General features: G+C 69.8%; 26 protein-coding genes and 4 pseudogenes. 13 read left to right on the top strand and 17 right to left on the bottom strand.

Annotated elements, in window-relative coordinates; genetic code table 11:
* The first annotated feature begins 31 nt into the window (after window positions 1-31).
* Window positions 32-892 carry an esterase/lipase family protein gene (locus SLUN_RS08235; RefSeq protein WP_108147869.1) on the top strand — a complete coding sequence of 287 codons (861 nt, stop codon included), beginning with the start codon at window positions 32-34 and terminating at the stop codon, window positions 890-892.
* Window positions 893-984: 92 nt separating this feature from the next.
* Here the strand turns inward: SLUN_RS08235 and SLUN_RS08230 are convergent, their stop codons facing one another.
* Window positions 985-1,989 (bottom strand): lytic polysaccharide monooxygenase auxiliary activity family 9 protein, encoded by a 1,005-nt coding sequence (locus SLUN_RS08230; protein WP_108154591.1) that lies wholly within the window; start codon window positions 1,987-1,989, stop codon window positions 985-987.
* Window positions 1,990-2,452: 463 nt separating this feature from the next.
* On the opposite strand from SLUN_RS08230, the gene SLUN_RS42035 reads away from it, so the two are divergent.
* Window positions 2,453-2,617 carry a hypothetical protein gene (locus SLUN_RS42035; protein WP_306610681.1) on the top strand — a complete coding sequence of 55 codons (165 nt, stop codon included), beginning with the start codon at window positions 2,453-2,455 and terminating at the stop codon, window positions 2,615-2,617.
* A 57-nt stretch (window positions 2,618-2,674) separates the two neighbouring features.
* Here the strand turns inward: SLUN_RS42035 and SLUN_RS08220 are convergent, their stop codons facing one another.
* Both SLUN_RS08220 and SLUN_RS08215 read right to left on the bottom strand, forming a co-directional pair.
* Window positions 2,675-2,941: a DUF7848 domain-containing protein gene (locus SLUN_RS08220; protein ID WP_108147868.1), complete on the bottom strand. Its 267-nt coding sequence runs from the start codon at window positions 2,939-2,941 to the stop codon at window positions 2,675-2,677.
* Complete coding sequence (locus SLUN_RS08215; protein ID WP_108147867.1) at window positions 2,938-3,411, bottom strand: hypothetical protein; 474 nt, start codon at window positions 3,409-3,411, stop codon at window positions 2,938-2,940. Before SLUN_RS08215 ends, SLUN_RS08220 begins: the two co-directional genes overlap by 4 nt.
* 236 nt (window positions 3,412-3,647) lie before the next feature.
* On the opposite strand from SLUN_RS08215, the gene SLUN_RS08210 reads away from it, so the two are divergent.
* The 4 genes and pseudogenes from SLUN_RS08210 (at window position 3,648) to SLUN_RS08195 (ending at window position 6,477) form a co-directional block, all read left to right on the top strand.
* Window positions 3,648-5,117, top strand: coding sequence for a helix-turn-helix transcriptional regulator (locus SLUN_RS08210; RefSeq protein WP_254710197.1), 1,470 nt, complete (start codon window positions 3,648-3,650; stop codon window positions 5,115-5,117).
* A 14-nt stretch (window positions 5,118-5,131) separates the two neighbouring features.
* Window positions 5,132-5,752 carry a 2'-5' RNA ligase family protein gene (locus SLUN_RS08205; RefSeq protein ID WP_254710198.1) on the top strand — a complete coding sequence of 207 codons (621 nt, stop codon included), beginning with the start codon at window positions 5,132-5,134 and terminating at the stop codon, window positions 5,750-5,752.
* Between the two features lie 12 nt (window positions 5,753-5,764).
* Window positions 5,765-5,914: pseudogene (locus SLUN_RS08200) on the top strand (mycothiol transferase); the annotation flags it as partial.
* Window positions 5,915-6,129: 215 nt separating this feature from the next.
* Window positions 6,130-6,477 (top strand): DUF1330 domain-containing protein, encoded by a 348-nt coding sequence (locus SLUN_RS08195; RefSeq protein ID WP_108147866.1) that lies wholly within the window; start codon window positions 6,130-6,132, stop codon window positions 6,475-6,477.
* A gap of 118 nt (window positions 6,478-6,595) precedes the next feature.
* Here the strand turns inward: SLUN_RS08195 and SLUN_RS08190 are convergent, their stop codons facing one another.
* Window positions 6,596-7,183 (bottom strand): hypothetical protein, encoded by a 588-nt coding sequence (locus SLUN_RS08190; protein ID WP_159100211.1) that lies wholly within the window; start codon window positions 7,181-7,183, stop codon window positions 6,596-6,598.
* On the bottom strand, window positions 7,180-7,389 hold the full coding sequence (locus SLUN_RS08185; protein ID WP_159100210.1) for a hypothetical protein: 210 nt from the start codon (window positions 7,387-7,389) through the stop codon (window positions 7,180-7,182). Before SLUN_RS08185 ends, SLUN_RS08190 begins: the two co-directional genes overlap by 4 nt.
* Before the next feature lie 233 nt (window positions 7,390-7,622).
* Between SLUN_RS08185 and ribD the strand changes: the two genes are divergently transcribed.
* Complete coding sequence (gene ribD, locus SLUN_RS08175; protein ID WP_108147863.1) at window positions 7,623-8,339, top strand: bifunctional diaminohydroxyphosphoribosylaminopyrimidine deaminase/5-amino-6-(5-phosphoribosylamino)uracil reductase RibD; 717 nt, start codon at window positions 7,623-7,625, stop codon at window positions 8,337-8,339.
* Window positions 8,340-8,827: 488 nt separating this feature from the next.
* Window positions 8,828-9,634 (top strand): class I SAM-dependent methyltransferase, encoded by an 807-nt coding sequence (locus SLUN_RS08170; RefSeq protein ID WP_108154588.1) that lies wholly within the window; start codon window positions 8,828-8,830, stop codon window positions 9,632-9,634.
* A 163-nt stretch (window positions 9,635-9,797) separates the two neighbouring features.
* Here the strand turns inward: SLUN_RS08170 and SLUN_RS08165 are convergent.
* A pseudogene (locus tag SLUN_RS08165) lies at window positions 9,798-10,213 on the bottom strand (response regulator).
* Between SLUN_RS08165 and SLUN_RS41015 the strand changes: the two are divergent.
* Window positions 10,176-10,301: pseudogene (locus SLUN_RS41015) on the top strand (tripartite tricarboxylate transporter TctB family protein); the annotation flags it as partial. The pseudogenes SLUN_RS08165 and SLUN_RS41015 overlap by 38 nt on opposite strands.
* A gap of 1 nt (window position 10,302) precedes the next feature.
* Window positions 10,303-11,799 (top strand): tripartite tricarboxylate transporter permease, encoded by a 1,497-nt coding sequence (locus tag SLUN_RS08160; protein ID WP_108147862.1) that lies wholly within the window; start codon window positions 10,303-10,305, stop codon window positions 11,797-11,799.
* Between the two features lie 152 nt (window positions 11,800-11,951).
* Here SLUN_RS08160 and SLUN_RS08155 read toward each other — a convergent pair whose 3' ends face one another.
* Together SLUN_RS08155 and SLUN_RS08150 are read right to left on the bottom strand one after the other, a co-directional pair.
* On the bottom strand, window positions 11,952-12,434 hold the full coding sequence (locus tag SLUN_RS08155) for a ribonuclease FAU-1 family protein (protein ID WP_108147861.1): 483 nt from the start codon (window positions 12,432-12,434) through the stop codon (window positions 11,952-11,954).
* On the bottom strand, window positions 12,415-13,335 hold the full coding sequence (locus SLUN_RS08150) for a GNAT family N-acetyltransferase (protein ID WP_108147860.1): 921 nt from the start codon (window positions 13,333-13,335) through the stop codon (window positions 12,415-12,417). The genes SLUN_RS08155 and SLUN_RS08150 overlap by 20 nt, the downstream gene beginning before the upstream one ends.
* Window positions 13,336-13,405: 70 nt before the next feature.
* Between SLUN_RS08150 and SLUN_RS08145 the strand changes: the two genes are divergently transcribed.
* Window positions 13,406-13,780, top strand: coding sequence for a GntR family transcriptional regulator (locus SLUN_RS08145; RefSeq protein ID WP_170146562.1), 375 nt, complete (start codon window positions 13,406-13,408; stop codon window positions 13,778-13,780).
* Between the two features lie 113 nt (window positions 13,781-13,893).
* Here SLUN_RS08145 and SLUN_RS08140 read toward each other — a convergent pair whose 3' ends face one another.
* From SLUN_RS08140 to SLUN_RS08120, 5 genes are all read right to left on the bottom strand, one after another.
* Window positions 13,894-14,988 carry a DUF5925 domain-containing protein gene (locus SLUN_RS08140; RefSeq protein ID WP_108147858.1) on the bottom strand — a complete coding sequence of 365 codons (1,095 nt, stop codon included), beginning with the start codon at window positions 14,986-14,988 and terminating at the stop codon, window positions 13,894-13,896.
* Between the two features lie 122 nt (window positions 14,989-15,110).
* Window positions 15,111-15,887, bottom strand: coding sequence for a polysaccharide deacetylase family protein (locus SLUN_RS08135; protein WP_108154587.1), 777 nt, complete (start codon window positions 15,885-15,887; stop codon window positions 15,111-15,113).
* A 20-nt stretch (window positions 15,888-15,907) separates the two neighbouring features.
* Window positions 15,908-16,933, bottom strand: coding sequence for a glycosyltransferase family 2 protein (locus tag SLUN_RS08130; protein ID WP_108154586.1), 1,026 nt, complete (start codon window positions 16,931-16,933; stop codon window positions 15,908-15,910).
* Window positions 16,930-17,826, bottom strand: coding sequence for a glycosyltransferase family 2 protein (locus tag SLUN_RS08125; protein WP_108147857.1), 897 nt, complete (start codon window positions 17,824-17,826; stop codon window positions 16,930-16,932). Before SLUN_RS08125 ends, SLUN_RS08130 begins: the two co-directional genes overlap by 4 nt.
* 356 nt (window positions 17,827-18,182) lie before the next feature.
* Window positions 18,183-18,626 carry a hypothetical protein gene (locus tag SLUN_RS08120; RefSeq protein WP_108147856.1) on the bottom strand — a complete coding sequence of 148 codons (444 nt, stop codon included), beginning with the start codon at window positions 18,624-18,626 and terminating at the stop codon, window positions 18,183-18,185.
* A 160-nt stretch (window positions 18,627-18,786) separates the two neighbouring features.
* On the opposite strand from SLUN_RS08120, the gene SLUN_RS08115 reads away from it, so the two are divergent.
* On the top strand, window positions 18,787-19,596 hold the full coding sequence (locus SLUN_RS08115; RefSeq protein ID WP_108147855.1) for an SGNH/GDSL hydrolase family protein: 810 nt from the start codon (window positions 18,787-18,789) through the stop codon (window positions 19,594-19,596).
* Window positions 19,597-19,608: 12 nt separating this feature from the next.
* Here SLUN_RS08115 and SLUN_RS08110 read toward each other — a convergent pair.
* The 4 genes and pseudogenes from SLUN_RS08110 to SLUN_RS08095 form a co-directional block, all read right to left on the bottom strand.
* Window positions 19,609-21,280, bottom strand: a pseudogene (locus SLUN_RS08110) (serine/threonine-protein kinase).
* A gap of 29 nt (window positions 21,281-21,309) precedes the next feature.
* On the bottom strand, window positions 21,310-22,833 hold the full coding sequence (locus SLUN_RS08105) for a HoxN/HupN/NixA family nickel/cobalt transporter (RefSeq protein ID WP_108147854.1): 1,524 nt from the start codon (window positions 22,831-22,833) through the stop codon (window positions 21,310-21,312).
* Window positions 22,830-24,236, bottom strand: a complete 1,407-nt coding sequence (locus SLUN_RS08100) for a tetratricopeptide repeat protein (RefSeq protein WP_108147853.1) — start codon at window positions 24,234-24,236, stop codon at window positions 22,830-22,832. The genes SLUN_RS08105 and SLUN_RS08100 overlap by 4 nt, the downstream gene beginning before the upstream one ends.
* A gap of 46 nt (window positions 24,237-24,282) precedes the next feature.
* Window positions 24,283-25,818, bottom strand: a complete 1,536-nt coding sequence (locus tag SLUN_RS08095; RefSeq protein WP_108147852.1) for a DUF4331 domain-containing protein — start codon at window positions 25,816-25,818, stop codon at window positions 24,283-24,285.
* 268 nt (window positions 25,819-26,086) lie between these two features.
* Between SLUN_RS08095 and SLUN_RS08090 the strand changes: the two genes are divergently transcribed.
* On the top strand, window positions 26,087-26,350 hold the full coding sequence (locus tag SLUN_RS08090) for a hypothetical protein (RefSeq protein ID WP_108147851.1): 264 nt from the start codon (window positions 26,087-26,089) through the stop codon (window positions 26,348-26,350).
* The last annotated feature ends 26 nt before the right edge of the window (window positions 26,351-26,376 follow it).

Here is a 26,376-nt window from a genome sequence, read left to right as displayed (position 1 = left end):
CTACTCCCTTGAGCCGCAAGGAGACTGCCCGATGCTGTCCTGGAAACGTGCACTCAGACCGCTGGCCGCCCTGCTGCTGACCGCGGTCGTCACCCTCACCCCCGCCGCCGCTGCGAGCGCCTCCCCAGCGCCCAGCAGTGGCTGGAACAACTACTCCTGCAAGCCCTCCACCACCCACCCCCGCCCCGTCGTCCTGGTCCACGGGACCCTCGGGAACTCCGTCGACAACTGGCTCGCCCTCGCTCCGTACCTGGTGAAGCGCGGCTACTGCGTCTTCAGCCTCGACTACGGGCAGCTCCCCGGCGTGCCCTTCTTCCACGGCCTCGGCCCGATCGACAAGTCGGCCGAGCAGCTCGACACGTACGTCGACAAGGTGCTCGCCGCGACGGGCGCACCCGAAGCGGACCTCGTCGGCCACTCCCAGGGCGGCATGATGCCGCGCCACTACCTCAAGTTCCTGGGCGGGGCCGACAAGGTGAACGCGCTGATCGGCCTCGCACCCGACAATCACGGCACCACGCTGAGTGGCCTCACCAGGCTGCTGCCGTACTTCCCCGGCGCGGCGGACCTGCTCAGCGCCACCACCCCGGGGCTGGCCGACCAGATGGCCGGCTCCGCCTTCCTCACGAAGCTCAACGCGGGCGGCGACACCGTGCCCGGCGTGCGCTACACCGTCATTTCCACCCGCTACGACGAGGTGGTCACCCCGTACCGATCGCAGTACCTGGCAGGACCGGACGTACGCAACGTCCTGGTCCAGGACCTGTGTTCGGTCGACCTGTCGGAGCATGTGGCGATAGGACTGTGGGACCGGATCGCGTACCACGAGGTGGCGAACGCGCTGGATCCGGCGCGGGCGACGCCCACGACGTGTGGTTCTGTGTTCGACTGAGTACGGACGAGTCCGACGAGTCCGAGAAACGCACAACTGCCGTCCGTTCCCGGGGGTACGGACGGCAGTTGTGCGTCTGGGGCTGTATACGGTCAGCGGCTGTGACGCCCGCCGGTCGTCGCGGCCTTGCGGCGGACGGTGCCGAACATCGCGGCGGCACCGACGGCGAGGGCGGCGGCACCACCGATGGCGATGTACGGGGTGTTGCTGTCGCCGCCGGTCTCGGCGAGGTTCTCGCTGCCGGCTTCGGGGGCGGCGGCGCCGTTCGCCTCGGGGGCGTTGTCGGCCGGCTGCTCGGCAGCAGGCGTGGCCGGGGCGGCCGGAGCGGTCGAGTGCTCGGCGTGCTCGTCACCGCCATGGCCGTTGTGGTCGACGGTGGACTCGTCGGCGCCGTCGGCGATCTCCTCGTCGGAGGGTGCGGAGGCGGTCGGCGCGGGCGCGGTGCCACCCGTTCCGCCGTTGTCCTTGCCGAAGACCACGTCGGAGCAGGTGTAGAAGGCCTCGGGCGAGTCCGAGCGCTGCCAGATGGAGTAGACCAGGTGCCGGCCGGACTTGTCGGGGACGACGCCGTCGAAGACGTACTCACCGTTGACCAGCGTGGGGTTGGTGACCTTGGCGAACGGCTTCTGCTCCAGGTCCGACCACTTGAGGGGCTTCGACGGGTCGTAGCCGTCCTTGGTGAGGTACAGCTCGAAGGAACCCTTGTGCGGGGCGGTCGCCTTGTAGCGGAAGGTGTGATTGCCGGAGGCGAGCGAGGACGACGGCCAGTCGCCACGGGGCAGGTCGAGACCCTTGTACTTGTCGCGCCCCGCGCTGCACAGCTTGCCGTCCGGGATCAACTGCTGGTGGTTCCCGGCGGCGTTGGCGATGTTGACTTCGTTCCAGTCGTAGAAGGCCTGCGCCCCACTGGCCGCGACCGCCGCCTTGCACGCCGCCGACCGCGGGCTCTCGGGCCCTTCGGCGTAACAGGCGGACACCCGGCTGACCGGATCGGTCATCGACCCGTGCGCAACGGCCGGAGCGGCAGCCAGCCCGGCCAGAGCGAACGGCGCGAACCCGAGGGCGGCGACCGAGGTGACCTTACGGCGAGCGGTCATGGTGACGTACTCCTTCAAGAGCGGCATATGGGGGGACCCGGGACAGGTTCAAACGGGCGGCGCGGCCCCCCGTAGGACTACGGAGCCGACCGCTCGAACCGGCCCCGGCGATCAGCAAGCTAGCCGCTCGGGACGGTGAAATCGCCTGCTGGGAGGGGGTGATGGCGATCCTTATGGTGGCTTTAAGGCGGGGGTAAGCGGGGGCTCAGGAAGGGGGTGGCGCGCGCCGGCCCGGGCAGGGAGCCGGCCACGGACGGCGGGCGAGATGTTGCGGCCCTGATCACCCAGGGTGACGCTGGGCGGGACGCCACCGGACTCAGCGAGCGCGGACCGTACTGCGCCGGTCGTGGCGGTTCGAAGGAACGAGTGCGATGCGGGGGATGCTGCGAGCCCGTCTGGACATCCAGGCCTCGAACGAGGCGATCAAGAACGGCAGGCTGCCGCAGATAACCTCAACGACGGCGTGCGGTCCTTCATCATGGTCTTCGACCTGCAGGACAGCTCGGATCTGGTGACCATCAACGAACCGCTCTTCATGGAGCTCGGCGCGCTGCTGGAGGTCCAGCCGGTGATGAACAGCGAGGACTTGCAGAAGGGGCTTGCGGCTCTGCAGCAGCGCCAGAGCTGACGCGTGAGCGATTTGCCGCACCACCCATCAGCCGATGCAGGGCGTCGTTCATCGACGTCATGACTGCTCCCCATACGGGTTCCCCGAGGCGGGGGTGACGCGCCAGAAGGTGGTCTGTACGGCTCGATAGGAGCGGTGGCCGGGGTGCGAGCCGGTGTGCTGGAGCGCCCATACCTCGGCGGGCAGGCGACGGCCCTCAGTCGCTCCCGACGTCTCCCCGCAGGTGGTGCACTGTGCCTCGTGCAGCGGCTCCGCCGGTGCCCCGCGTTCGATGTCGATTCCCAGAGTCCACTCGACTGCGGCGATGATCGTGTGCGCGCTCATGACGATGCCTCGAGTCGATCTCGGCCGATGGCCAACAGTGCGGCCACAGCCTCAGCTGTGCACAGGTCGCCTGCGGACCGGGGCAGCACCGCCCAGTGGACGCCACGTGGCTGCGTGCGGTCCGCACTGGGCACCCCGAGCCATCCACCGCGACCCCGGCACTGCGCCAACGAGGAGGCCCAGTCCTCGGTCGTCCGCGGCGGCACCAGTGCGTAGTACCAGGTCTGTCGGTCGCAGATCACAGGCCCGTCGAGGAGCTCGGCCAGCGTTCGGGTGACCACGTCTGCCGCGGTGCTGCCGATGGCGGCGTGAACGAGCGCCCGGGGCATGCGAACGGCATCGAAGAGGCGCCCAGTTGGCAGCATTGTCAGACGCTGCTCACGCCAGTCGCTATGGGCGACCTCGGGAACTCCGAGCGCGCGGGCCAGCCAGTTGGCGATCGCGAGCTCGGTGTCGGTTGCGGTGTGCACTGCGGCCCCCGGTTCTCGGTTGGTTCGGTGCCTCAACAGTCGCAACCAGCGCCGTTGCCGTCACGGTCACCGGCGTCCAACTTTTGTGGCAGGTCGACGAACCTATGACCTGGGAGAACGTGTGGCTTTGGACTGCGACATGGACGGATTGTGCCCGGGGCTACTCATTGTCCAGCTCCCCAACGGGTGAACTGGTGGCTACGGTGAGCGAAGCTCCGCGTACGTAGGGAGAGTTGATGACGGCACAGGGCAGCCAGGGCACCAAGAGCAATCGGGATGCCCTGCGCCATGAGATGACAGCCGCCGGGTGCAGCCTCGCTGAGATCGCGGTGGAGATGCGCGTCCGCTTCCGCATGCGCCCGCGCGAGGCGTGGCGCCATGCACACGGCTGGACGCTGCAAGAGATCGCCGAGCGCATCAGCGCGTGTCCAGGGCAGACCATCGCTGCTGACGCATCGCTCGTCAGTAAATGGGAGAAGTGGCCGGGCCCGAGCGCACGCCGTCCCAGCCTGTCCGTGCTCGTCGCCACCGCGACGGTGCTCGGCTGCACAGTCGAGGACCTCCTTGACCTGGACGACTACAGGGCTCTTCCCCAGAGTGACCTGCGCATCCTGCGCCACCACGCTCCGGAGGCGCCATCCGTCGAGTCGGCGCCGACAGCGGCCCCGCCTACGGCTGTAACACCACCGGACAAAGATGACATCCTGGCCGCCGCGGACGAGTCGGCCGCATGGGCGCAGTGGGCAGAGACAACCAATGTCGGGGAGATCGCCCTGGAGCAGATCCTCGCGGACGTGCAGACCCTCGCCGGGGACTACCTCACGGGCGATGCCGTCGAGTTGTTCGGCCGCGCGCGGAGGCTGCGGGACCGCGTCTTCCGGCTCCTCGAGGGGCATCAGCCGCCTCAGCACTCTGCGGAACTGTATGTATCCGTCGGCTATCTGTGCGGGCTCCTGGCCTGGATCTCCAGCGATCTGGGGAACCTCCGCGCGGCGGATACGCAAGGACGTACGGCGTGGCTGTGCGCCGAGATGTCCGGCCACTCCGAGCTGCACGCATGGGTCGCCTCCACCCGGAGCAAAGTCGCGTTCTGGGACGGCCGCCTGAGGGACGCGATCAACCACGCCCGGCGCGGTGCCAGTTACCACCCGCGTGGAAGCGTCGGCGCACTGCTCGCATGCCAGGAGGCCGACGCCTGGTCCAAGCTGGGCGTGGCCGACGAGACACAAGCAGCGCTGCGCCGCGCTGCCGCAGCGAGGGAAGCTCTCGTCGGCGTGGACGACATCGGGGGTATCTTCGCCTGTCCGCCGGCCCGGCACGAGAACTACGCGGCCGGGGCACACCTGCGCATCGGCGCTTACCGCGATGCGCTCACCGAGGCGGACAGAGCGCTCGACCACCTGCGAGCTCAGCCGGTCCACGCCTACGGAACCGAGGCTCAGGTCCACATCACCCGCGCCGCCGCATTCGCAGGGACCGACCAGCCCGACGGCGTCATGGAGGCACTCACGCCGGTGCTCGCCATGCCACCGCAGCAGCGTCTTGAACCCATCACCCGACGTATGCAGGACCTCGGACAGTTCATGGCCGGCAGCCGCGCGGCGACCGGTTCGGCAACTGTTGCGGCACGGCGGGCGCTGGAGGAATGGTGCTTGGACTCGGCGCCCCGGCAGTTGGCCCTCTCGTCAGGAGAGGGGGCAGCCTGATTGGATCTCGGGGCATGACGACAGGACCGGAGCACATGCGTGATCACTGGTGGTGGCGACCCGGTTGGAGCGTGGGTCGGCGCTTCTACACCTGGCACCTGACGTTCGAGGGGCAGTCCGACGTCCACCGGTTCGCGGCGGCATACCGCGCGGCGCTTGCCCCCGTTGGGGGACTCGATCTGATCCCAGACCAGTGGCTGCATCTCACGATGCAGGGCATCGGATTCGTGGGCGAGGTGGATGAGAAGGATGTGGCGTCCATCGCCGAGGCGGCAGAACGGAGACTCGCGGACGTGCCGCCCTTCGATGTCCTGCTGGGCACACCCGTAGTGGATCCGGAGGCGATCCTCGTGCCGGTGCAGCCGGATGCTCCGGTGCGAGCGGTGCGTGACGCGATCCGGGCCTCGATCGGCGACGTACTCCCCGAAGTCCCGGAACGTGCAGAGGGTTTCACTCCACATGTCTCGGTTGGCTACAGCCACGGGGCAGGTGAGGCTGCTTCGTTCGTTGACGCCCTCGCCGCCACGGACATCGAGCCGGCCCATGCTCGCATCACTCAGGCTGAGTTGATCGTCATCAACCGGGACAACCGTATGTACGAGTGGGAGTCCCTCGCGCAGGTACCCCTGGGCTGACTGGCCTCGGACTGGTGGCCCCACCACCTCTTCGGCGAACCGCACCTGTACAACCTTCGGGACGCCCTGCTGCACGTCATCACCGAGACGGCGTGCCACGCCGGCCACCTCGACGCGGCCCGAGAACTCATCGACGGCCAACGCTGGATGGTCCTGACCTAGACCCGGACTTCGCGGGTCGTTGATTCGGATCTGCCCCGGTGGTTCCAGCGGGTCTCACTGGTGCCGTATCAGTGAACGCACCTGGCTCGGAAGTGAGTTGCTCGGCAATGGAGGGCGGCGCGAGGGCAGGAACCTTGCCTGGCGGGTCATCGACCCGGGTGCCTCCGCATGCCACTATCGGCGGCGTACGGAGCCCGACCGACTGGAAGGACGCCATGCCCGCCTATGCCATAGCGCACCTGCAAGAGGCCACCCTGGTCCCGGAGATCGTTGAGTACATCGAGCGCATCGCCGCCACCTTCGAGCCGTACGGCGGCCAATTCCTCGTGCACGCCGCGCAGCATGAGGTGAAAGAGGGCAGTTGGCCCGGGCACGTCGTGGTGATCGGCTTCCCCGGGATTGCCGAGGCACGGGCCTGGTGGGAATCGCCCGCGTACCAGGAGATCGCACCCCTGCGCTCGCGGCACATGGATGGCGACATCATCCTGGTCGAAGGCGTTCCCGAAGGCTACGACCCAACTGCCACGGCCAAGGCGATGCGGGAGACCCTAACTACCGAGTAACCCCAGGTTCGGGCCCGGCGCAGTAGCGCCTGGCCCTCTGCGGAATTCGGTCCCGCGGTAGCCGGATGTAGCTGCGGTTCAGCAGTGCGAGTGATCGTGAACGCCGCCGCTGAACTCGTCACAAATCCTCTGCAGGGCAGTTGAGGACATCCTCATCGAAGTGCCAGTCCAGAGCAGGGACGCCGTGCTCGTCCTCAGTGACGTGAAAGCGCAGGCAGGAAGCGACACGGCGCTTCGCCGCGATCACACCGAGGCGGGCGACGATCTTCTCGGCATTCTTGTAGTGCCGTCCGCCGCCCGCCCCGGCGAGCTTGCCGAGATCGTCAGCCGCCTTGGTCAGGCGCTTGTCCCGGGCGGCCCGCTGGCCGGCGGCGTTCGCGGTGGAGTGGACCAGGATCCGCCGCACGGTGAGCTCGGGATCGCTCTTCCTCGCTCCCTTCAGGGTGTGGGTGTCCTCCAGCACCCGGTAACTCTCCCGCTGAGCGGAGGTCTTGCCCGCGTCTCTGCCCGGCACCCAGTCCACGGTCGCGGCCCGGGTGAGGCCGAGGGCGGCATAGACCTCGTCCTTGACCTGATCGGCGGGGGCCGGAGCGATGAACTGGACCCCGGCCGTCAGCAGTGCGCTGGCGTTGGAGTAGGAAACCAGCTTGGAGTCGGCGACCATCAGCAAGTCGCGGGTGCCGGCCATCGTGCGCAGGTCCCTCATCGCGCCGACGACCTGGCTGACCTCGGCAGCCGACCCGTCGAAGACCGGGCATGGACCGGGATACCCCCGTCGGCGCTCACCGCGAGCCCGGCCTGGACCTGCTTCAGATCCACCCGCCGGTCCTTGGGATGCCCGTAGCCGATAACAGGGAAATCCTCGTCCTGGCCCTCGGCCGGATAGGCGCCGTGGACGGACATATTGGTCATATCCCAGTGTAAACGGGACACATCGATGCCGAACTCGGCGATCGCCCGGGCCCCGACCGTCCCGGCAAATGCTCCAGATGCGGAGCGATCGCATCCAGAGCCCGGGCCAGCCGGTCGTCGTTGAGCAGGCCGGCTCGATACCGAAGACTTCCTCCACCGCCCAGGTGCGAGCCCAGTCCCCGACCCGCACCACACTAGGCTCGCCAGTACCACCATTTGCCTGGAGGAGAGCGATGCGCATCAGCGAGCTGGTCGGCACTGACGAGTGGCACACCGTCGATGGGCGGCCGTACGTCGTGTACAAATACGCAGCCACGCTGGACGGACGCATCGCAGCAATGGACAGCACAAGCCAGTGGATCACCAGTGCGGAATCCCGTGCCGAGGTGCATGCCCTGCGCGCAGTCTGTCAGGCGACCGTCGTCGGCTCTGGAACCCAGCAGGCTGACAACCCGCATCTCGCCGTGCGTTCGACGAAGGACGACCCAAACCTTCAGGTGGCCGTACCCGTCGACCAGCAGCCCTGGCGCGTCATCATCGATACCAACGCCCGCACACCTGCCGACGCCCGGGTCCTCGATGCGGTCGCACCCACGATGATTGCCGTTGCTGAGGACGCCGACGCCTCCCACCTGGAAGGTGCCGCCACCGTTGTCCGGCTGCCGCGAGCAAAACAGGGTCTGGACATTGGGGCGTTGCTGCGGGAGCTACACCATCGCGGCGTGCGCGGCATATTCCTGGAGGGCGGACCCACGCTCGCCGCGTCCTTCGTGTCGGCGGGGCTGGTAGACCGCATCATCGCCTACATCGCGCCCGCGCTCCTCGGCCGCGGGAAGAGCGCTCTCCAGGGCGGCACCATCGAGACGATGGATGACATCCTCCGGTACGAGCTGCTGGACGTGGCCCGGTCCGGCCCGGATGTGCGGCTGATCGCCCGCCCGCGAAACTGAGAACGCTGGGAACAGCAGCGCCCGGCCCCTCCGTGAGGGTGCCGGGCGAGCAGGCCGCGTGCGATGGCCTCAGCATCATCCAGGTTGTGGAGCCGGGCGTACGAGCACGTCGAGGACAGTGCCGTCGCGGTAGAACCGGAACACCTGCAAGTGTGCGGCGAAGATCCCGCTCAGGGATGAGGAGCGTTCACGATGGCGCCGAGTGCTGGTCATTCGCTGATTCTCCCAGGTGCTCATGGCCGCCTCCTCGCGTCTCCCCGGCGCAGCGAGCGGCAAGCGCGACGATTCGCACCGCCGTCACCACGCCGACGCGGCACTCGGCCGAACGGCCTTCCCGAACGAGGGAGGCGGCCGATTCCGGGCACGGGCCGGAAGTCCGGTGGAGGGTGTACTGCGCCGGCGGGCGGGCAGCTGGCCGAGGGGCGTGTCTGGGCACGGGTGGTTAGCATCCGCGCAGGGGCAGCCCACGGATGGCACCGGAGGCCGACATGCACAGGACACCCCCTTCGCGCCTGTCGCGGAACCGCTCACGACTGGGGCACAAGGTGCGATACGCGCTGCGGCATCCGCGGCGTGTGCTGCCGTACCTTCGACGGGCGGGCCGGGACGGCTGGCTGTGGTTCCGGCATCGCGGGAGTCACGTCGCCTACTACCGGGCCGTGATGGCATCGGACACCGCGAGGAGTCCGGAGGCGGCCGTCGGTGGTGGGCCGTCGCACGACCGTTGGCTGGCCATCGGGCAGCTGCAGTTCGACTACCTGGTGCGGCACGGGCTGAAGCCGCAGGACCGGATGCTCGAGATCGGGTGCGGCAACCTGCGCGCCGGGTGGCGGTTCATCGAGCACCTGGAGCCCGGCCACTACGTGGGGATCGACATCTCGCCCGACATCCTCATCGAGGCCAAGAAGACCCTGGTCCACTACGGCCTTCAGGACAAGATGCCGTACCTGACACCCGTCGACAATCTGACGCTGGACTTCCTTCCCGACGCCTGGTTCACGGTGGTGCACGCGCACAGCGTGTTCTCGCACTCACCGCTGGAGGTCATCGACGAATGCCTCTCGCACGTCGGACGGGTGCTGGCCCCCGGCGGCTTCTTCGACTTCACCTACGACCGCACCGAGGGAGGCGAACACCGGGTGCTCGGTGAGGACTTCTACTACCGCACAGAGACGCTGATCGCGCTGGCCGAGAAGCACGGTCTCGTCGCCGGCTTCATGGACGACTGGGAGCGGCTGCCGCACGGACAGTCGAAACTCCGGGTCACCCACCCCGCGCCTGAAGGGGACAGCTGAACCGCGGCCACGCCTTGCGCGGTGCCCGAGGCACGGCCCCAGCGAGTACGACAGGACCCAGCACCACGGACACTGCGGCGACCGCGACCGCGATCGGTGCGCGGGTGCGCAGGCGGGCGAGTGGCTCCGTCCGCACAGCATGGCCGGCGGAGTCGGCCCGTCGTCAGCCGATCCGCCGGTACCGCCGCTCCGGACGCCCCGTCCCCCGTACCGCAGCGTCACCTCCACCCGCCCCGTCTCCACGAAGTACTCCAGATACCGCCGCGCGCTGACCCGTGACAGTGAGCCGAGATAGTGCAGGGCGCCCGCGCGCAGTGCCGCCCGTACAAGGCCCGCATCCCGCGCGGCCGTGATGAACAGGACGTCCACGCTCCCGCGCAGTTCGTCGCGCTCCTCCGCCGCGCGCAGCTCCCGCAGCACGTTGATCCCGTCCATATCAGGCAGATAGATGTCGAGCAGTACGAGATCAGGCCGAAGCCTCTCGGCCGCGCGCAGCGCTTCCGCGCCGCTGTGGGCCACCCCGACGACCGTGAAGCCCTCAGCCCTCGGCAGCCGCCACCTCGACCGCGATCCGCTCATCGCCGCGGTCCTCTCCCTGGTCACCTACTTCGTCTTCGACAACCTGCTCGGTGTTCCGCTGCCGGGTGGCCCGCTGATGGGAGTGCTTTATGGACTCTCTCAACTCCCTCATCGACGGGTTCGGCACAGCGCTGACCCCGATCAATCTGCTCTGGGCGGCGATAGGCGTGCTGCTCGGCACGGCGATCGGCGTACTGCCCGGCATCGGGCCCGCGATGGCGGTGGCACTGCTGCTGCCCGTGACGTACGGACTGGAGCCGACCGGCGCGTTCATCATGTTCGCCGGCATCTACTACGGCGCGATGTTCGGCGGTTCCACGACCTCGATCCTGCTCAACACGCCAGGTGAGAGCGCCGCCGTGGTCGCGGCGATGGAAGGCAATCCGATGGCCAAGGCGGGCCGCGGCGCACAGGCCCTCGCGGCCGCCGCCGTCGGCCACTTCGCAGGCGGCATGATCGGCACCATCCTGCTGGTCGTACTCGCCCCGACCGTCGCCGAACTGGCCGTGGACATCGGTGCCCCCGACTACTTCGCGATCATGGTGCTCGCCTTCATCGCGGTCACGTCCGTACTCGGCTCCTCACGTATTCGCGGGCTGGCATCTCTGCTGATCGGACTCACCCTCGGGCTCGTCGGCCTGGACCAGATGACCGGCCAGCAGCGGCTCACCTTCGGCTCGCTCCAACTCGCCGACGGCATAGACGTGGTGATCGTCGCGGTCGGCCTCTTCGCGATCGGCGAGGCCCTGTGGGTCGCGGCCCATCTGCGGCGCAGCAGCGGCGAGCCCATCCCGGTCGGCCGGCCCTGGCTCGGCAGGTCCGACGTCAGGCGCACCTGGAAGTCCTGGCTGCGCGGTCCGGTCATCGGCTTCCCGTTCGGCGCGATCCCGGCCGGCGGCGCGGAGATCCCGACCTTCCTCTCGTACGTCACCGAGAAGCGGCTCTCCAAGCACAAGGAGGAGTTCGGCAAGGGAGCGATCGAGGGCGTGGCCGGACCGGAGTCGGCTGCCTCGGCCTCGGCCGCGGGCACCCTGGTCTCGATGCTGACGCTGGGCCTGCCCACGACGGCGGTCGCGGCCGTGATGCTGGCGGCCTTCCAGCAGTACGGAATCCAGCCCGGACCGCTGCTCTTCGAGCGCGAGCCGGACCTGGTCTGGGGTCTGATCGCCTCGCTCTTCGTGGGCATGGTGCTGCTGCTCGCGCTGAATCTGCCGCTGGCGCCGGTGTGGGCGAAGCTGCTGCGCATCCCGCGCCCGTACCTCTACGCGGGCATTCTCTTCTTCGCGGCGGTCGGTGCGTACGCGGTCGGCGGCGAGGCGCTCGACCTGGTGATCCTGCTGATCATCGGTCTGATCGGCTTCGGCATGCGGCGGTACGGACTTCCCGTGCTGCCGGCCGTGATCGGCGTCATCCTCGGCCCGGCCGCCGAGCAGCAGCTGCGTCGTGCGCTCCAGATCAGCGACGGCAGTGTGACGGGGCTGGTCAACACGCCCTTCTCGGTGACGGTGTATGTCGTGATCGCCGTGCTGCTCGCCTGGCCCCTGCTGAAGAAGGTGATCATCCGCCGTCGTAACGCGGCGGCGTGACCGGCGCGGCCCACCACCGCTACTTCCCGTCGCGAGCCCAGTGCTCGGACCACCGAGTGAGCCCGGCCAGTGCGGCGCACGCCTCCTGGCCGAGCTCACTCAGCCGGTAGTCCGTCCCGGACAAGGCATGCCCTGGCCGACTACGCTCCGGCTCAGGTGAGCAGAGCCGTGAACCCGCCCTCGCGGGCGAGGAGTTCGAGCTCGTCGAGAGCCCGCAGGGCGCGGTCCGCGGCCTCCGGGTCGCGGGCGGCCAGGCCGCTCGCCTCGAACTCGTCCTCGTCCAGGCGCAGTACGGATGTTCCGTCCGCCGACACCCACAGATCGAGGTCCAGGTCCTCGACCACCAGCTCCCCGCCGTCGAGGACGGCGGGGCGGGTGATGTCGCAGTACCAGCCCTTCAGCGTGCCGTCGCCGCTGCGGACCTCCTTCACCGCGTACCAGCGGTCCCGCCAGTAGTACTCGGTGAAGACATCGCCCGCCTCGAACCGCACGAAGCCGAAGTCGCGGACGCCGTCGCCCGCCCACGGAGCGCGGACCGTGAGGCGCGTTCCGTCGTCGGCGACCACCTCGGCGGGGTAACGGATCTTCGTCGCGCCGGCCTTGACCAGTCGCACCTCAACCGAGGGTGCGGACATGACGTACCTCCGTGGCGCAGATCTCGTAGCCGAACCACTTGTTGACGGCCAGCATGGGTCCATTGTCGCCGTCATTGCTGGTGAACGCCTCCGCATGGCCGGCCGCGCGGGCACGGCGCAGGGAGTCGGTCTTGGCGAGCTTCGCGAATCCCCGGCCGCGGTGGGCACGCAGCGTGCCGGTCATGCCGGACATGTAGCGGGTGCCGCCGTCCGACTGGGCCGCGGTGAAGGCCGCGACCTCGCCGTCCACCAGCACGACCGTGCTGAGCTCACGGTCGAGTAGCGGGTTGTTCCAGGTGTGGCTGATCCAGTCCTCGTAGTCGTCGAAGTCCGCGCTGATATCACTCGGCTCGTCCGACGTGGCCTCGGCGTCGGCCCGGAAGATCGGCCGCGGATCGGCCTCGAAGTCCGCGGCGGTACGCAGCTCGACGCCCGCGGGCAGTTCCGGCAGCGGGGGCAGCGTGCCGCCCCGCAGGTCCAGACGCTGGAAGTGGGCCGGGCGCGTCGGCCGGTAGCCTCGCTTCTCGGCGAAGGACCGGGACTCCGGCTCGTCCATGACCCAGGCGTAGACGGTCCTCGCGCCCTCGGCCGTCAGATGCTCCTCGGCGGTCCGCAGGATCAGCGCGCCGGCGCCCTGGCCGCGGTGGGCCGGGTGGACGTGCGGGGTGACGAAGGACTGGCCCGGCTCGCTGGAGTCGTACGCGACGCCGGTATGGGCCGTGCCGATGATCTCCCCGTCCTTCTCGGCGATCAACAGCCGGTATTTCTTGGCCGGGTTGGCGGTCTCCACGGCGAAGACGATGGCTTCGGGGGTCGTCACCATGTAGGGGAGAGCGGCCCGCCTGACGGCGGACACGGATGCGGCGTCCTCGATGCGGAAATCACGGACGATCAATGTCATGGGGAGCGACGGTACGGGCCTGCCGGGTGGCGTCGCCTCCCATTTTGCGGCGGTGGGGGAGAATCGGCGGGTGACCTTGAAGATCGCCATTGATGCAGGTGCGGCCGACGCCCCGTACGAACAGCTGCGTGCCCAGATCTCGAAGCAGACGCGCTCGGGCAAGCTGCCTGTGGGCTACCGGCTGCCGACCGTGCGAGGGCTCGCGGAGGAGCTGGGGCTCGCCGCGAATACCGTGGCCAAGGCGTATCGCGCGCTTGAGGCCGACGGGGTGATCGAGACGCGCGGCCGGAACGGCACGTTTGTCGCGGCGGCGGGGGATGCGGCGAAGCGGCAGGCGGCGGCCGCGGCGGCGGCGTATGCGGAGCAGGCGCGGCGACTTGGGCTGAGCCGGGCGGCTGCGGGGGCGGCGGTCGAGGACGCGCTGCGGGCGGTGTACGAGGGCTGAGGTCCCTTGCTGGGGCTCCGCCCCAGGCCCCGCGCCTCAATCGCCGGCGGGGCTCTTTTCGGGGCTCCGCCCCAGGCCTCGCGCCTCAATCGCCGGCGGGGCTTGACCCAGGCTCACAGGTACAGGCCCGCGTCCGCGCCGTCGTGCTGGGATGGGACCGACGCCGGGCTCGTGCCGCGGCGCAGCGCGTACAACTCCGCCAGCGTCGCGCCCTCGCGGCCCACGCCCTCCTCCGTGCCCAGCCAGTTCACCGACTCCTCGCGGGTCAGCGCACCCACCTCGATCCGGGCCAGACAGCGGCCCGGGCGGACCACCGCCGGGTGCAGGCGCTCCAGGTCCTCGTTGGTGGTCACGCCCACCAGGACGTTACGGCCCTGGCCCAGCAGGCCGTCCGTCAGATTGAGCAGCCGGGACAGGGCCTGGCCCGCCGTGTGCTTGGCCTCGCCGCGGATCAGCTCGTCGCAGTCCTCGAGCAGCAGCAGCCGCCAACGACCCTTCGACGTGCCCTCGTCCTCGCCGATCGCGATGTCCATCAGATAGCCGACGTCGTTGAAGAGCCGCTCCGGGTCGAGCACACAGTCGACCTGGCACCAGTCACGCCAGGAGCGGGCCAGCGTCCGCAGCGCCGAGGTCTTGCCGGTGCCCGGCGGGCCGTGGAGCAGCAGCAGCCGGCCCGAGATGTCGTCCGGCGTCACCTTCATCAGCCGGTCCATGGCATCGGCCACCGGCGCCGTGTAGTTGGGCCGGACCTCGTCCCAGGTCCCGGCGGCGATCTGGCGGGTGGTGCGGTACGGGCCGCGCCGGGGCGAGACGTACCAGAACCCCATGGTCACGTTCTCCGGCTGCGGTTCCGGCTCGTCCGTGGCGCCGTCGGTCGCCTGGCCAAGGACCTTCTCGGCGAGCTCGGAGCTGACCGCGGTGACCATGACATCGGCGCCACGGTTCCAGCGGGAGATCAGCAGCGTCCAGCCGTCGCCCTCGGCGAGCGTGGCGCTGCGGTCGTCGTCGCGCGCGGAGCGCAGCACACAAGCGGACGGCGGCAGCAGAGAGGCGCCGGGCTTGACGCGGTCGATGGTGGAGCTGTGGGAGTGAGGCTGCTCGCCCGTCGCGAAGCGGCCGAGGAACAGCGCGTCGACGACGTCCGATGGTGAATCGCTGTCGTCGACGTTGAGCCGGATCGGCAGAGCGTCCTGAGGCTTGGCAGACATGCGCCCATGATCCGGCACGGGACCGCTGTGTGCACGGTGTTTTGACCGCTGACGCGAGGCGTCCGGGTGAGGGGATCCGGCGGCGGTCGAACGCCGCCGGTTCCTGTCGTTCGGCTCCGCCATCAGGTCCTGACCCGGCGGATCAGCCCGCCGGCCCTGCGGGCCCGGCGCACCACGGCGTAACCCTTGGTCAGTGCACGGTCCCTGGCGAAGTTGCGGGCGATGGATCTGCCCACGACGAGCTGTTCGAACTCCTCGATACCGGTGGTGCGCCGCACGGTCACCCGCTCCAGGGCGTACGGCCCCTGGCGGCGTACGGCGAGCGCGTTGCCGACGGCGAGCGACTGGGCGAAACCGGCCGCCCGGACCGTACGCCGCACCCGGCGGCTGGAGTAGCCGTAGGGATAGGCGAACGACACCGGCCCGGCGCCCAGCTCGTCCGCGATGATGTCCCGGCAGCGGACCGTCTCGTACCGGAGGCGGTCGTCGTCGAGCTGGTCGAGCTGCGGATGGGTGTGGGTGTGGCCGCCGATCTCCGTGCCCGCCGCGGCCAGTTCGCGCACCTGGTCCCAGTCGAGCATCGTGTCGAGCGCACCGCCCGCTTCGTACGCACCGCGCAGCCAGCCGGTCGAGACGAAGAGGGTCGAGGCGAAGCCGTGCTTGGCGAGGACGGGGAGGGCGTGCCGGTGCACGCCCTCGTAGCCGTCGTCGAAGGTGATCAGGACGGGCCGGCGCGGCAACGGTCCGCCCGCCGCCCGCCAGGCAGCGCCCAGTTGGGCGGTGGTGACGGGCGTGAACCCGCGCTCGCCGAGCAGTTCCATCTGCTCGGCGAAGGCTTCGGGCGAGACGGACAGACCGTACGCGGCCTGCGCCGGGCGGTGTCCGACGGCGTGGTACATCAGAATGGGCACCGGCTGGTTCACCCGGACATACCTCCCATGACCGGTTCTGCCGCGATGGGACCGGAGGAGAACGTGGCGCCGCCCCCACGGGCACGCACGCTCCCGACCACATAGCCGCCCGCCGCCGCCGCGACCCCGGTGACGATCGCACCGGCCCGGCCCACGCCGCCCCGGCGGCCCAGCGCCGCGTCGCGCAGCCCGCGTACGACTCCGGCCGGCAGTACCCGTGTGGTGTAGCGGCGCTCGGACTCGAGTCCCTTGTCCGCCCCCACACTCTTGGCCACGAGCGCCTTGGACAGGCCCTCGGCGTAGGCGCGGGTGCGGAAGTAGCCGAACCGTTCCCTGACGGCCGGGACCTTGTGGTGGATCACCGCGCGGTCGTCGATCAGCAGGACCGCGTCCGGCACGGCCTTGGCCAGCCGGATGCACAGTTCGGTCTCCTCGCAGCCCAGCGGCCGTTTGTCGCCGTCGCGCCCGATGCCCGTGGCGAAGCCGCCGGAGGCGTCGAACGCGCTGCGCCGGAAGGAGGCATTGCCGCCCAGGACATTGCGGACGCGCACCTTGCCGCGCGGCAGCCCCCGGTACGTACAGCCGACGACCCAGTCGAACTCCTCGGGGAACCAGACGGGCCTGCGGCCCGATGCCCAGGCGGCCATCGTCCGGCCGCCGACGGCCATCACGAGCCGGTCGTCGTACCCCTCGGCGAAGTACCGCAGCCAGTCGCGCTCGGCCACGGCGTCGTCGTCGAGGAAGGCGACGAACTCGCCGCGCGCGGCGGCGATTCCGGTGTTGCGGCCCGCGGAGAGGCCACGGGGGCCCGCGTTGGCGAGCACCCGCACCCCCTCACCGTGTGCCGCGCTCTCCTTGAACTCCTTGCCGAGCCGCGCCAGCAGGGCCGCGTTGTGGTCGACCACGAGCAGCGTCTCGAGGGCAGGCAGTGACTGCTTCCGTACCGAGTCGACGGCCGCGAGGATGTCGTCCCAGCGGTCCTCGGTATAGACGCAGATCACCACGGAGAACCGGTGCGACGGGCGCTCGCTCAAGATGCCTCTCCCCGCGGGATCCTGACGCTCGGCGCTGCCCACGCGTGACGGCGCGCCGATCTGCGTACGCCCTTCTCCTTCACGATCACCTTGAGGACCCGCAGTCCGTCCCGTACGGCGCTGAGGTTGCTGACGCCGTGGATGCGGAGGTACTCGTGGCTGGGGACCTCCTGCACCCGCAGCCCGGCCTTGACGACCCGGATGTTCATCAGGGTCTCTATCTCGAAGCCGGTGCAGTCCAGGGTGACCTTGTCCAGGCAGTGCTTCCAGAAGGCGTTGTAGCCGTAGCAGAGATCGGTGTAGCGGGCCCCGAACTTGGCGTTGACGATGGCGCACAGCACCCAGTTGCCGAACTTGCGGATCGGGGTCATGTCGTCGGTGCCGCCGCCGTTGGCGAAACGCGAGCCCTTGGCGAAATCCGCGCCCGAGACCAGGGCGGACACGTAACTGACGATCTCATGGCCGTCGGCCGAGCCGTCGGCGTCGACCATCACGATTATGTCGCCGGTGCAGGCGGCGAATCCGCTGATGAGGGCATCTCCTTTGCCCTTGCCGACCTGCTTGACGACCTTGACGTCCGGCCACAGTTCACGGGCGACCTGGACGGTGTTGTCGCTGGAATTCCCGTCGACCAGCACGACTTCATGAATCCACGCGGGCAGAGTCTTGAAGACGTACGGGAGATTCTCCGCCTCATTCATGGCGGGGATCACGACGCTGACGGGCGGAGTGATCGCGAGATGCGAGGAGATAGGCCGGTACGTGGCGGATATTCGGCCGAGGCTACTCACCGGTCCTTCCGGACCGGCGGCTGTTTCGACGGTGTCCCCATGGTGCGACGGTGCGGTGAACGGATCTTGCCCCGGCGCCGCCGGGTGCAGGACTGAGCTCATGAGTCTGATTCCCTCTCCACCGGTGGACCGCCCGCCCCCGGGCAGTCCGGATGAGTTTCCGGTTTGAAAGGGGGGTTCTTCTCACCCCGGCCATGACGGAATAGCGCTCCCTACCTGGTGGGTGAGCTGGCAAAACTGGCCGCGCGGCATACGGCTCCGACAGAGCGCGAAAACCGAGCACGGCACCCCCCTACCGCGCCCCGCTCCGAATCCATCGCGACGCTTGAGCCCTCCCCTAGAGCCGCTTAGTGATGGACCGTTGCGGGTGGATGTACGACGGTATTGATGATTAGGACTGTATGGCAAGACCTGGAACGTGGACTCACTTTTTTACTTTTTTGGTACACCTTCTGCCGTCAGATGCGGAACCGTCCCGATCGGGTTTCCTTGATCCCTTTCATCAATCGGTCGACCGGATTGATGAGTTCCGTCTTCCGTATGCGCCGGCCCAGTGACAAGAGGAAGAGCAGAGCGGTGATCGCCACGACCGCGATGACCGCCCCGCCGACCGTCAGGACGTGCAGGGACGAGACGGTCTGAGCTGCCAGCCCGTCGATGACGAGGGCCCCGGTCGCGGCCGCGGAGGCGCGGGCCGCGGGTTCCAGTCCGGGCAGTGCGGCGGTGAGACCGCCGGCCGGGCCCGCGAAGAGGAAGAAGAGGATGAACGGCGCGCGCAGCGGCGACCGGACGTCGGCGAGCGCCAGCGCGACGCCCACCCCCGAGATGGCGACCGCGATGCCCGCGAGCACCGGGAGCAGATCTGTCCAGACCGCTTCCGGCTTGCCTCTGATCGTCTGCATGGCCGACTTTGCCCCCAGGCGCCGGATGCCGAGCCTCAATGCTCGGTAGCGGGCGACGCTCCGTCAAGTCCACACGGAATCTTCTTGGCATGGACACTTCCGGTGAAGTATGGGACTTGCTACGACAGTTGTGGCAGAAATCCTGCTAAAGGGAGGTTCCATGAAACTGTCCCGAATCGCGGCATTCTCATCCTCACTCCTCCTCGGCGCCGTCCTCGCTCTCACCGGAGCCGGCCAGGCACAGGCCTCGGACACCGCACTGGCGCTGGACTACGTGGCCCTCGGCGACTCCTACTCATCGGGTCTCGGGGCCGGCAGCTACGACAGCTCGAGCGGTAACTGCAAGCGCAGCAGCCGTGCCTACCCCAAGCTCTGGGCGGCCGCGCATTCACCCTCGTCGTTCGCGTTCACCGCTTGCTCGGGCGCTCGTACGGGTGATGTCACAGCCGGTCAGCTTGCCCCCCTCAGCTCGGCCACCGACCTCGTCTCCCTCACCATCGGCGGCAATGACGCCGGCTTCGCGGACGTCATGACGACCTGCGTCCTGCAGTCGGAGTCCACCTGCCTCAACCGGATCGCGACGGCGCGCGGTTACGTCGACTCCACCCTGCCCGGCAAGCTCGACCAGGTGTACTCGGCGATCAGAGCCAAGGCCCCGGCCGCCCAGGTCGTCGTCCTCGGCTACCCCCGCTTCTACAAGCTCGGCGGCAGCTGCGTCGCCGGGCTGAGCGAGAAGGAACGGTCCGCGATCAACGGGGCCGCGGACTACCTCAACGCCGCAATCGCGAAGCGGGCGGCCAACCACGGATACGACTTCGCGGACGTCGCCGGGGCCTTCACCGGACACGAGATCTGCTCCAGCGCGTCCTGGCTGCACAGCGTCAACTGGCTCAGCATCAGCGAGTCCTACCACCCCACCGCGTCCGGGCAGTCCGGCGGCTATCTGCCGGTCCTGACCGCCCACGCCTGACCGCTCGCGCGCTCAGCCCGATCCACCCGCTTCATCGGTTCCGTACGTGTTCGCCGTGTAGGAGCCCCCGTCCGTCGGGGTCTCCTGCTTGCAGGTGACCGAGAAATCGATCCAGTTGGAGCGCACCTCGACCGGACTCCGGATCTCCACCCGGATCCGGTCGTTGTGCGTCCCGTCCTGCTTGTAGGTCAGCTCGACGTGGTTGACCTGCTTCTGCTTCCCGCCCCCCGAGGCGAAGTGCAGTGTCTTCCAGCCGTCGTCGGAGCTCTCACCGCTCTTGGTCGCCCAGCGGTACTCGACGGCCGCCGGCGTACGGCCGACCGTGATCGTCGCCTCGAAGGCCGGAGCCTGGGCCTCGGGCGGCGGGCAGGTGCCCGAGTAACTCCCGTGCACGGTCCGGACGTAGACCTGCACGGACTGGGGCGGCGGCGTCGTACCGCCGTTGCCCCCATCGTTGCCCCCACCGTTCGTCCCGCCGTTCGTCCCCGCACCGCCGCCGTCCGAGCCGGCGGCGGGCGGGGAGGCCGTGCCGGCCGAAGGGGCGCTCGAACTCCCGCCCACCGGCGTCGTACCGCCGCCGTTGTCCGTTCCGCCCGGGTTGTTGTCCTTGTTGACCAGGGCCCAGGCGAGGCCGCCCACCGCGAGGAGAAGGAACGCCACCCCGGCGACCAGCACTGTCGTCGCCCGCCGCGAGCGGTCCTGCTGCGGCACACCGGTCGTCGCCGTCGTCGGGGGCGGCGGACCGAAGGACGCGGGGGGGGGACGAGACCGGGGTCGGGGACGAGGCCGCCACCGTAGGGCTGTACAGGCCGGGCGCGGCCGGCGGCACCGTGCGCACGGTGCCGCCGGCGCCCACCACCCGCAGCTGATGCCCGGCCTCCTCGGCCGAGAGCCGCTCGGCCGGATCCTTGCGCAACAGCCCCGCGATCACCGGCGCCAGCGGACCGGCCCTGCGCGGCGGCGGCAGCTCCTCGTCGACAACGGCGCGCAGCGTGCTCAGCGGGGTGTTCTGCCGGAACGGGGAGTTGCCCTCGACCGCCGCGTACAGCAGCACCCCGAGCGACCACAGATCCGACTCGGGCCCCGGCGTACGCCCCATCGCCCGCTCGGGGGCGAGGAATTCGGGCGAGCCGATCAGCTCGCCCGTCATGGTCAGATTGGAGGTCCCCTCGACCATGGCGATCCCGAAGTCGGTGAGCACCACCCGGCCGTCATTGGCGATGAGTACGTTCCCGGGCTTCACGTCGCGGTGCAGCACACCCGCCTCGTGGGCGGCGCGCAGAGCGGCGAGAATCTCCGCCCCGACATGCGCCGCGCGCTGCGGGGTGACGGGCCCCTCCGCGTCGAGTACGTCGGAGAGCGCGAGTCCGCGCACCAGCTCCATCACGATCCAGGGCCGGCCGTCCTCGGTCGCCACGTCGTAGACGGTCACCACATTGCGGTGCGAGATCCGGCCCGCGGCCCAGGCCTCCCGCTCCAGACGTGCGTACAGCCGCCGCTCGTCGGCCTCGCCGAGCGCGGTGGGGGCGCGGACCTCCTTGACGGCGACCTCGCGGTTCAGCACCTCGTCGCGGGCGCGCCACACGATGCCCATGCCGCCCTCGCCGAGGGGGCTGAGCAGCCGGTACCGGCCTGCCACGACACGCTCACTGCCCGGCACTTCACTCACCGGCGAGCCCCCCATCCGTAGCAGAGCAACCACCCCAAGTTAGCTCACGCAAGAGCTGTTGCCGCCCCCTTGAGCGCCAATCCGCATCCGAGGGCGAGCACCACGCACGCCGTGCCGAGCGGCAGCGTGCGCTGCGCGGCGGAAATCAGCCGTCCCTTGCGAAGGCTCCGCTCGGCGAGAAGACGGGCCGCGCGGTCGCCGAGGCGGACCGCCGCGAAGCCCGCGGCGGCGAGGGTGAGGGCGAGCCCGGCGCCGTACGCGAGGACGAGCAGCAGACCGAACCAGGCGCGGCCCAGCGCGGCGGCCCCGACGAGCACGACGACGGCGGAGGGGCTGGGGACGAGTCCGCCGGCGAAGCCGAGGAGGAGGGTGGAGCGGAAACTCAGCGGGCGGTGATCGTGGCTGTGGCTGTGGCCGTGACCATGACCATGGCTGTGTCCGTGGTCATGGCCGTCCGAGTGCCCGTGTCCGTGGTCGTGTGCGTGGTCGTGTCCGTGGCTGTGGCCGTGCGAGTCGCCTCGGTTCCTCCAGGCCCTGCGCACCAGCATGACCCCCGCCCCGGCGACCAGAGCGCCGCTCGCGACGCCCAGCCACGCCACCACCGACGGCGCCGCCGCCGAGCCCGCGGTGATCAGCGCGCCCAGCGCGAACACCCCGAGCGTGTGCGTGAGCGTCACCGAGGCGCCCAGCGAGAGGACGTCGCGCAGCGACTTCCGTCCGCCCGCCGCCGCCGCGGCGGCCATCACCGTCTTGCCGTGGCCCGGCGCGAGCGCGTGCAGCGCACCGAGCAGAAGCGCGGTCGCCAGCGCCAGGGCGGCGAATCCCGCGGTCAGTTCGCGCCGGGACACCAGATCGGTCAGCGCCTGCGTCCAGCGGTCCGCGCCCCGCGGCAGTACGGAGGCCGGGGGGGCCGCCCCCTGCCGGTCCGCCGCCGCCGGGGCGCCGCCCGGTGCCACCGAGAGTTCGGCCGCCCGCTGATCCGGCGCGGAGGAGAGCTGCCCGTCCGGATAGACCGCCAGCCGCCGGGACACCGATGTCTTCGGCACGTCGGAGGAGGTGAGCGTCATCCGGTCGCCGCCGGCCGCGATCTCCCGCCAGCCCGGCCCCTGGTCGCCGCCCGGCGCCCGGAAGCCGATCGTCTGCCGCCCGTCCGGCAGTGCGGCCGTGAGCCTGCACTCGACGCGGAGCGTCGGCAGCCCGGCCTGCCCGGGGCGCACCTCGGCGCGGCTCGCGCCGGGCGTGAGCGCGGCCGTACGCCCCGCGACGGTGACCCGGCCGTCCCGCGCCGCGTCCCGGCAGCGGCCCTGGGCCCACCCGGACAGTTCACCGGGGGACATCTTCCGGTCGCCGTCCCCGTCGATCCTGGTACGCGCCTGGGCGGCGGGTATCTCCGCCAGATCCTCCACATGATCGACGCTCAGCACACCGGGCGCGACGAGCAGCCCGTCGTAACGGTTGACGGTGAAGTTCCCGAGGGGATGCGCTGCCGCAGTCCCCGCCGGCAGCAGCGCGAGCGCCGCCCCCGTGAGGAGTACCGCCGCGCCGGTGACGGTCGTACGCCTCCTCATGACGCCTCCAGTGCCTTCAGCGCGGCACTGGCCGCGCGTGAACCGGTCGGTGAGAAGCCGGGGTTGATCTTCAGCGCCGCGGCGAGCGAGACGCGGGCGGCCGCCGTCCGGCCCGTGGCGCGTTCGATCATGCCGCGGTGGTACAGGAACAGCGCGTTGCGGCAGCCGGCCGGCGCCGACGTGGCCAGGTACGGGAGGGCTTCCGCGGAACGGCCGTTGACGTGCAGCGACCACGCGAGCGCGTCGGCCGTGTGTACGGTCCTGCGCTCGCTCCACTCGGCGCGCGCCGCCTTGAGCGCCTCGGCCCTGTCGCCGTGGTCGGCCAGCGCCAGAGCGGTGTCCAGATCGGTGTCCACGCCGTTGGCGCGGGCCAACTCGGTCCAGGTGCCGATGAGTTCGTACTGCGCGCGGGCATCGGACATGCGGCCCCCCGCCTCGTAAAGCTCACCCAGAGCCACGAGCTGTCCCGGCAGCGGCAGCCGGTCCACCACCGCTTCGAGCCCGGACACCGCGCCCTTGCTGTCGCCGCGCGCGGCCTGGGTGCGGGCCCGGCCCTCGAGCGCGGACAGATACGCCGGGTCCGCGTCGAGCGCCGTCGTGAAGTACCTGAGCGCCGGGGCGTACGCCCCCTGACTCCACTCCAGCTGGCCCAGAGCGGTCGCCACATACGCTGTGTCGCCGGGGGACGAGGCCGAGTTCAGCGCGGCGCCGAGCACCCGGCGGGCACCGGCGATGTCGCCGCGCAGCTCCAGCACATACGCGTAGCGCGTGAAGACGGGGATGCCGGGGCGGCGGCCGTCGGCCTCCTTGGCCGCCGCCAACGCCTTTGGATAGCTGCCCAGTTCGACGAGCGCGTCGATCCGGGAGGCGAGCGCGCGTTCGCTGAACGGGTTGATCTTCAGCGCGGCCTCCGACTCGCGCAGCGCGCCGCGGAAGTCGTGCCGCGCCGCCGCGAGCGCGGCACGACCCGCGAGTGCCGTGTCATTGTCCTGCGGCCGGAGCGCCATGGAACGGGCCAGCGCCTTGTCGGCCTGCGGATACCTGGTCGGGTCGCCGCTGGTCCTGGCCTGCTCGACATAGGCGGCGCCCAGGGCCGCCCACCCCCGCGCATCCTTGGGCTGAGCCCGCACATGGGCCTGGAGGCCGGTGACCCCGCGGGCGAGGTCACCGGTGCCGATCCGCTCGAACGGCGCGTCCCCGACGGGTGCGGCGGTGCGGGCCGCCGGGGGCTCATCGCCCGCACCGCCGGACACGACGATGCCCACGGTCAGGGCGACGGCCAGCACCCCGGAGGGCAGGAGCACGCCCACCAGCCTGCCTGCCCCGAACCGGGGGCCGGTCTCCCGGCCCCCCGGGTCGCGGCCGCCGGCCGCGGTCGTTCCTGGCGCCCTTCGCAGGGACATGTGTCTGCCCTTTCCTTGTCGTGGCGTGCCTGCTGCGTCGGGCCGGTCAGCGGTACGCGTTCCGGCGCCGCATCCGCCACCAGTTCAGCCCCAGCGTGACAAGCAGTACGCCCGCACCCGCGGCGACCGCGGAGGCGATCAGCGTGTTGTCGGTGAAGTCACTGCCGGAGGAGGCGGACGATGCGCCCCCGCTGAGCAGGTTGCCCTGGGCGTCCTTGGCCGCGCCGTCCTTGGCGAGCGGACCCCGCGAGCCTGCCGTCGGCAGCGCCAGATACGGGAAGGACCCGGTGAACTTCTGGTCGTTCTCGTTGACCGCGTCACCCAAGTCGTTCTTCGCGCCGACCAGTTCGCCCTCGACGACCTGGAGTGCGATGTCCAGGACGTCGTCCGTCAGACGCCGCCCGTTGGGGAATCCGGCGTTGTCGCCGTCCAGCACACCCAGCCGCTTGGGCTCGGCGCTCGGCGGGATGGAGGTGTTGAGCCGCAGTGCCTCGGCGGGGCGGACGTGTGGCGGCTTGTTGAGCTTGTCGACGCCGGTCAGGAACACCGAGACGAGGTCATTGCGCGGTTCGGCCGGGGCCTTGATCTTGTAGATGCCCTCGATCAGCTTCGGCAGCTCGGGCTGGGTGACGAACTTCAGGAAGTCGCCGTCGTTCCACGGGTGGGACGCGTTGAACTTGTCCTTGTCCTTCACGGGGATGACGACCTCGTTGACCAGCGGCATACCGAGCCGGGACACCTGCGCCCAGTGACCGCTCGCGCTCTTGCGCTGGGTGGTGGACCAGATGCCGACGATCGGCTGCTTCTCCGACTGCCGGATGTACGCGGTCGGCACCTGCAGGGCGATGGAGTTGACGCTGTAGCCCTTGAGCGTGTCGTTGCCGACCTCGGAGAGGTTCCCGCCGTAGAGCAGGTCGAAGACGCGCAGGTCCGCGAAGAAGGGATCGTCCGCCTGACCCGCGAACGCCGTGGATCCGCCCGCGATCTGCTTCACGGCCTGGTCGCGCAGGCTCTGATAGTCCGGCATGGACGCCTTGCCCACGTTCGACGGTGCCACCGGCAGATCGTCGGCGATCTTCGTGGAATGCATCACACGCTGGTTCTTCAGCCTCAGCATCTCGATGTCGTACGTCTGCGTGATGTTGAGGTCCGGGTCGTCGATCGAGGTGACGGGACCGGTGTTGAACAGGAACGTATTGCCGTTCTTGACGTGGTCCTTGAAGGTCCACCGGTAGATCAGGTCGCCCTGGGCGTCGCCGTCGCTGTCGATGTGGACGTCGTACTGCGCGTCATTGGCGAACTTGTAGAAGTTCGGGCCGCCGCCCGGCTCCTCGAACGGCAGCCAGTTGGCGACGAGCGTGGTGGTGTCGGGCTTGTCGGGGCTGACGAACGCGTACACGTCCGTGTTGTCGTACTGAGGCTGCCCGGAGATCAGCGGGGCTTCACGGTGGCTGGAGGCGCGGGCCGTGCCCGGCTCCGCGCCGGTCACGCCGGAGGCCACCAGGCCTCCGGTGGCCAGCGCCACGCAGGTGAGTGCGGCGAGCCTCTTGAGCCCCCGCCCGCTGCTGCTGATTGCGGTCATCGAGTCCGTCCTTCGCGCGATTGCCGTTCGTGCTTCGATGCCAGCGATTCGGCGCGGAGGGCCGGGCGGATTGGTCGGTGGGCGGAGATTTTCTTGATGACGACTGCGCGCACTGTCCAACTCACCCTGGAATCAGGCATATTCGGAGGGAAGTCGTCAACCTTCGTACAGGCGTGGTGAATCCTGTGGCCGGGATACACGAGTGTCCTGACGGAGCGATAGGGTTAACCTGCCCGGGCCGGGTGCCCTCGTACGGGTGGGGAGTGACATGGAACAGATAACAATGCACAGCAGGGCGCGAGTGCCTGCGATCACGTGTGGGAGCAGTGCGACCAGCACGCGTCTCGACCGTCATCTCGCGGTGCTCGGCGGCCCTGCCGTCCCGCAGCGTGAGACAGCCGAGGCGACGTCGCTGATGCTCGAGCTCACCTCGCGTGATATCGCGCACACCCGCCAGAGCAAGAGTGCGCGCGTCTCGCTCTTCGCGCCGCTGCGGCGGCTGCGTCGCTCGCTCTTCGGCAGCCGCGGCTGACCCACCAGCACGTCATCCCGTACGCG

It is taken from the genome of Streptomyces lunaelactis (assembly GCF_003054555.1).
Lineage (GTDB): Bacteria > Actinomycetota > Actinomycetes > Streptomycetales > Streptomycetaceae > Streptomyces > Streptomyces lunaelactis.
Note: the sequence above shows the minus strand (reverse complement) of the source record. Positions and strands in the feature narration are given on the sequence as shown.

Excerpts from the sequence above, each read along its gene's own strand:
- SLUN_RS08235 (WP_108147869.1), top strand. The coding sequence starts at position 32 with ATGCTGTCCTGGAAACGTGCACTCAGACCGCTGGCCGCCCTGCTGCTG.
- SLUN_RS08230 (WP_108154591.1), bottom strand. The coding sequence starts at position 1,989 with ATGACCGCTCGCCGTAAGGTCACCTCGGTCGCCGCCCTCGGGTTCGCG.
- SLUN_RS08220 (WP_108147868.1), bottom strand. The coding sequence starts at position 2,941 with ATGAGCGCGCACACGATCATCGCCGCAGTCGAGTGGACTCTGGGAATC.
- SLUN_RS08210 (WP_254710197.1), top strand. The coding sequence starts at position 3,648 with ATGACGGCACAGGGCAGCCAGGGCACCAAGAGCAATCGGGATGCCCTG.
- SLUN_RS08205 (WP_254710198.1), top strand. The coding sequence starts at position 5,132 with ATGACGACAGGACCGGAGCACATGCGTGATCACTGGTGGTGGCGACCC.
- SLUN_RS08195 (WP_108147866.1), top strand. The coding sequence starts at position 6,130 with ATGCCCGCCTATGCCATAGCGCACCTGCAAGAGGCCACCCTGGTCCCG.
- SLUN_RS08190 (WP_159100211.1), bottom strand. The coding sequence starts at position 7,183 with ATGAGGGACCTGCGCACGATGGCCGGCACCCGCGACTTGCTGATGGTC.
- SLUN_RS08185 (WP_159100210.1), bottom strand. The coding sequence starts at position 7,389 with ATGACCAATATGTCCGTCCACGGCGCCTATCCGGCCGAGGGCCAGGAC.
- ribD (WP_108147863.1), top strand. The coding sequence starts at position 7,623 with ATGCGCATCAGCGAGCTGGTCGGCACTGACGAGTGGCACACCGTCGAT.
- SLUN_RS08170 (WP_108154588.1), top strand. The coding sequence starts at position 8,828 with ATGCACAGGACACCCCCTTCGCGCCTGTCGCGGAACCGCTCACGACTG.
- SLUN_RS08160 (WP_108147862.1), top strand. The coding sequence starts at position 10,303 with ATGGACTCTCTCAACTCCCTCATCGACGGGTTCGGCACAGCGCTGACC.
- SLUN_RS08155 (WP_108147861.1), bottom strand. The coding sequence starts at position 12,434 with ATGTCCGCACCCTCGGTTGAGGTGCGACTGGTCAAGGCCGGCGCGACG.
- SLUN_RS08150 (WP_108147860.1), bottom strand. The coding sequence starts at position 13,335 with ATGACATTGATCGTCCGTGATTTCCGCATCGAGGACGCCGCATCCGTG.
- SLUN_RS08140 (WP_108147858.1), bottom strand. The coding sequence starts at position 14,988 with ATGTCTGCCAAGCCTCAGGACGCTCTGCCGATCCGGCTCAACGTCGAC.
- SLUN_RS08135 (WP_108154587.1), bottom strand. The coding sequence starts at position 15,887 with ATGTACCACGCCGTCGGACACCGCCCGGCGCAGGCCGCGTACGGTCTG.
- SLUN_RS08125 (WP_108147857.1), bottom strand. The coding sequence starts at position 17,826 with ATGAGCTCAGTCCTGCACCCGGCGGCGCCGGGGCAAGATCCGTTCACC.
- SLUN_RS08120 (WP_108147856.1), bottom strand. The coding sequence starts at position 18,626 with ATGCAGACGATCAGAGGCAAGCCGGAAGCGGTCTGGACAGATCTGCTC.
- SLUN_RS08115 (WP_108147855.1), top strand. The coding sequence starts at position 18,787 with ATGAAACTGTCCCGAATCGCGGCATTCTCATCCTCACTCCTCCTCGGC.
- SLUN_RS08105 (WP_108147854.1), bottom strand. The coding sequence starts at position 22,833 with ATGAGGAGGCGTACGACCGTCACCGGCGCGGCGGTACTCCTCACGGGG.
- SLUN_RS08100 (WP_108147853.1), bottom strand. The coding sequence starts at position 24,236 with ATGTCCCTGCGAAGGGCGCCAGGAACGACCGCGGCCGGCGGCCGCGAC.
- SLUN_RS08095 (WP_108147852.1), bottom strand. The coding sequence starts at position 25,818 with ATGACCGCAATCAGCAGCAGCGGGCGGGGGCTCAAGAGGCTCGCCGCA.
- SLUN_RS08090 (WP_108147851.1), top strand. The coding sequence starts at position 26,087 with ATGGAACAGATAACAATGCACAGCAGGGCGCGAGTGCCTGCGATCACG.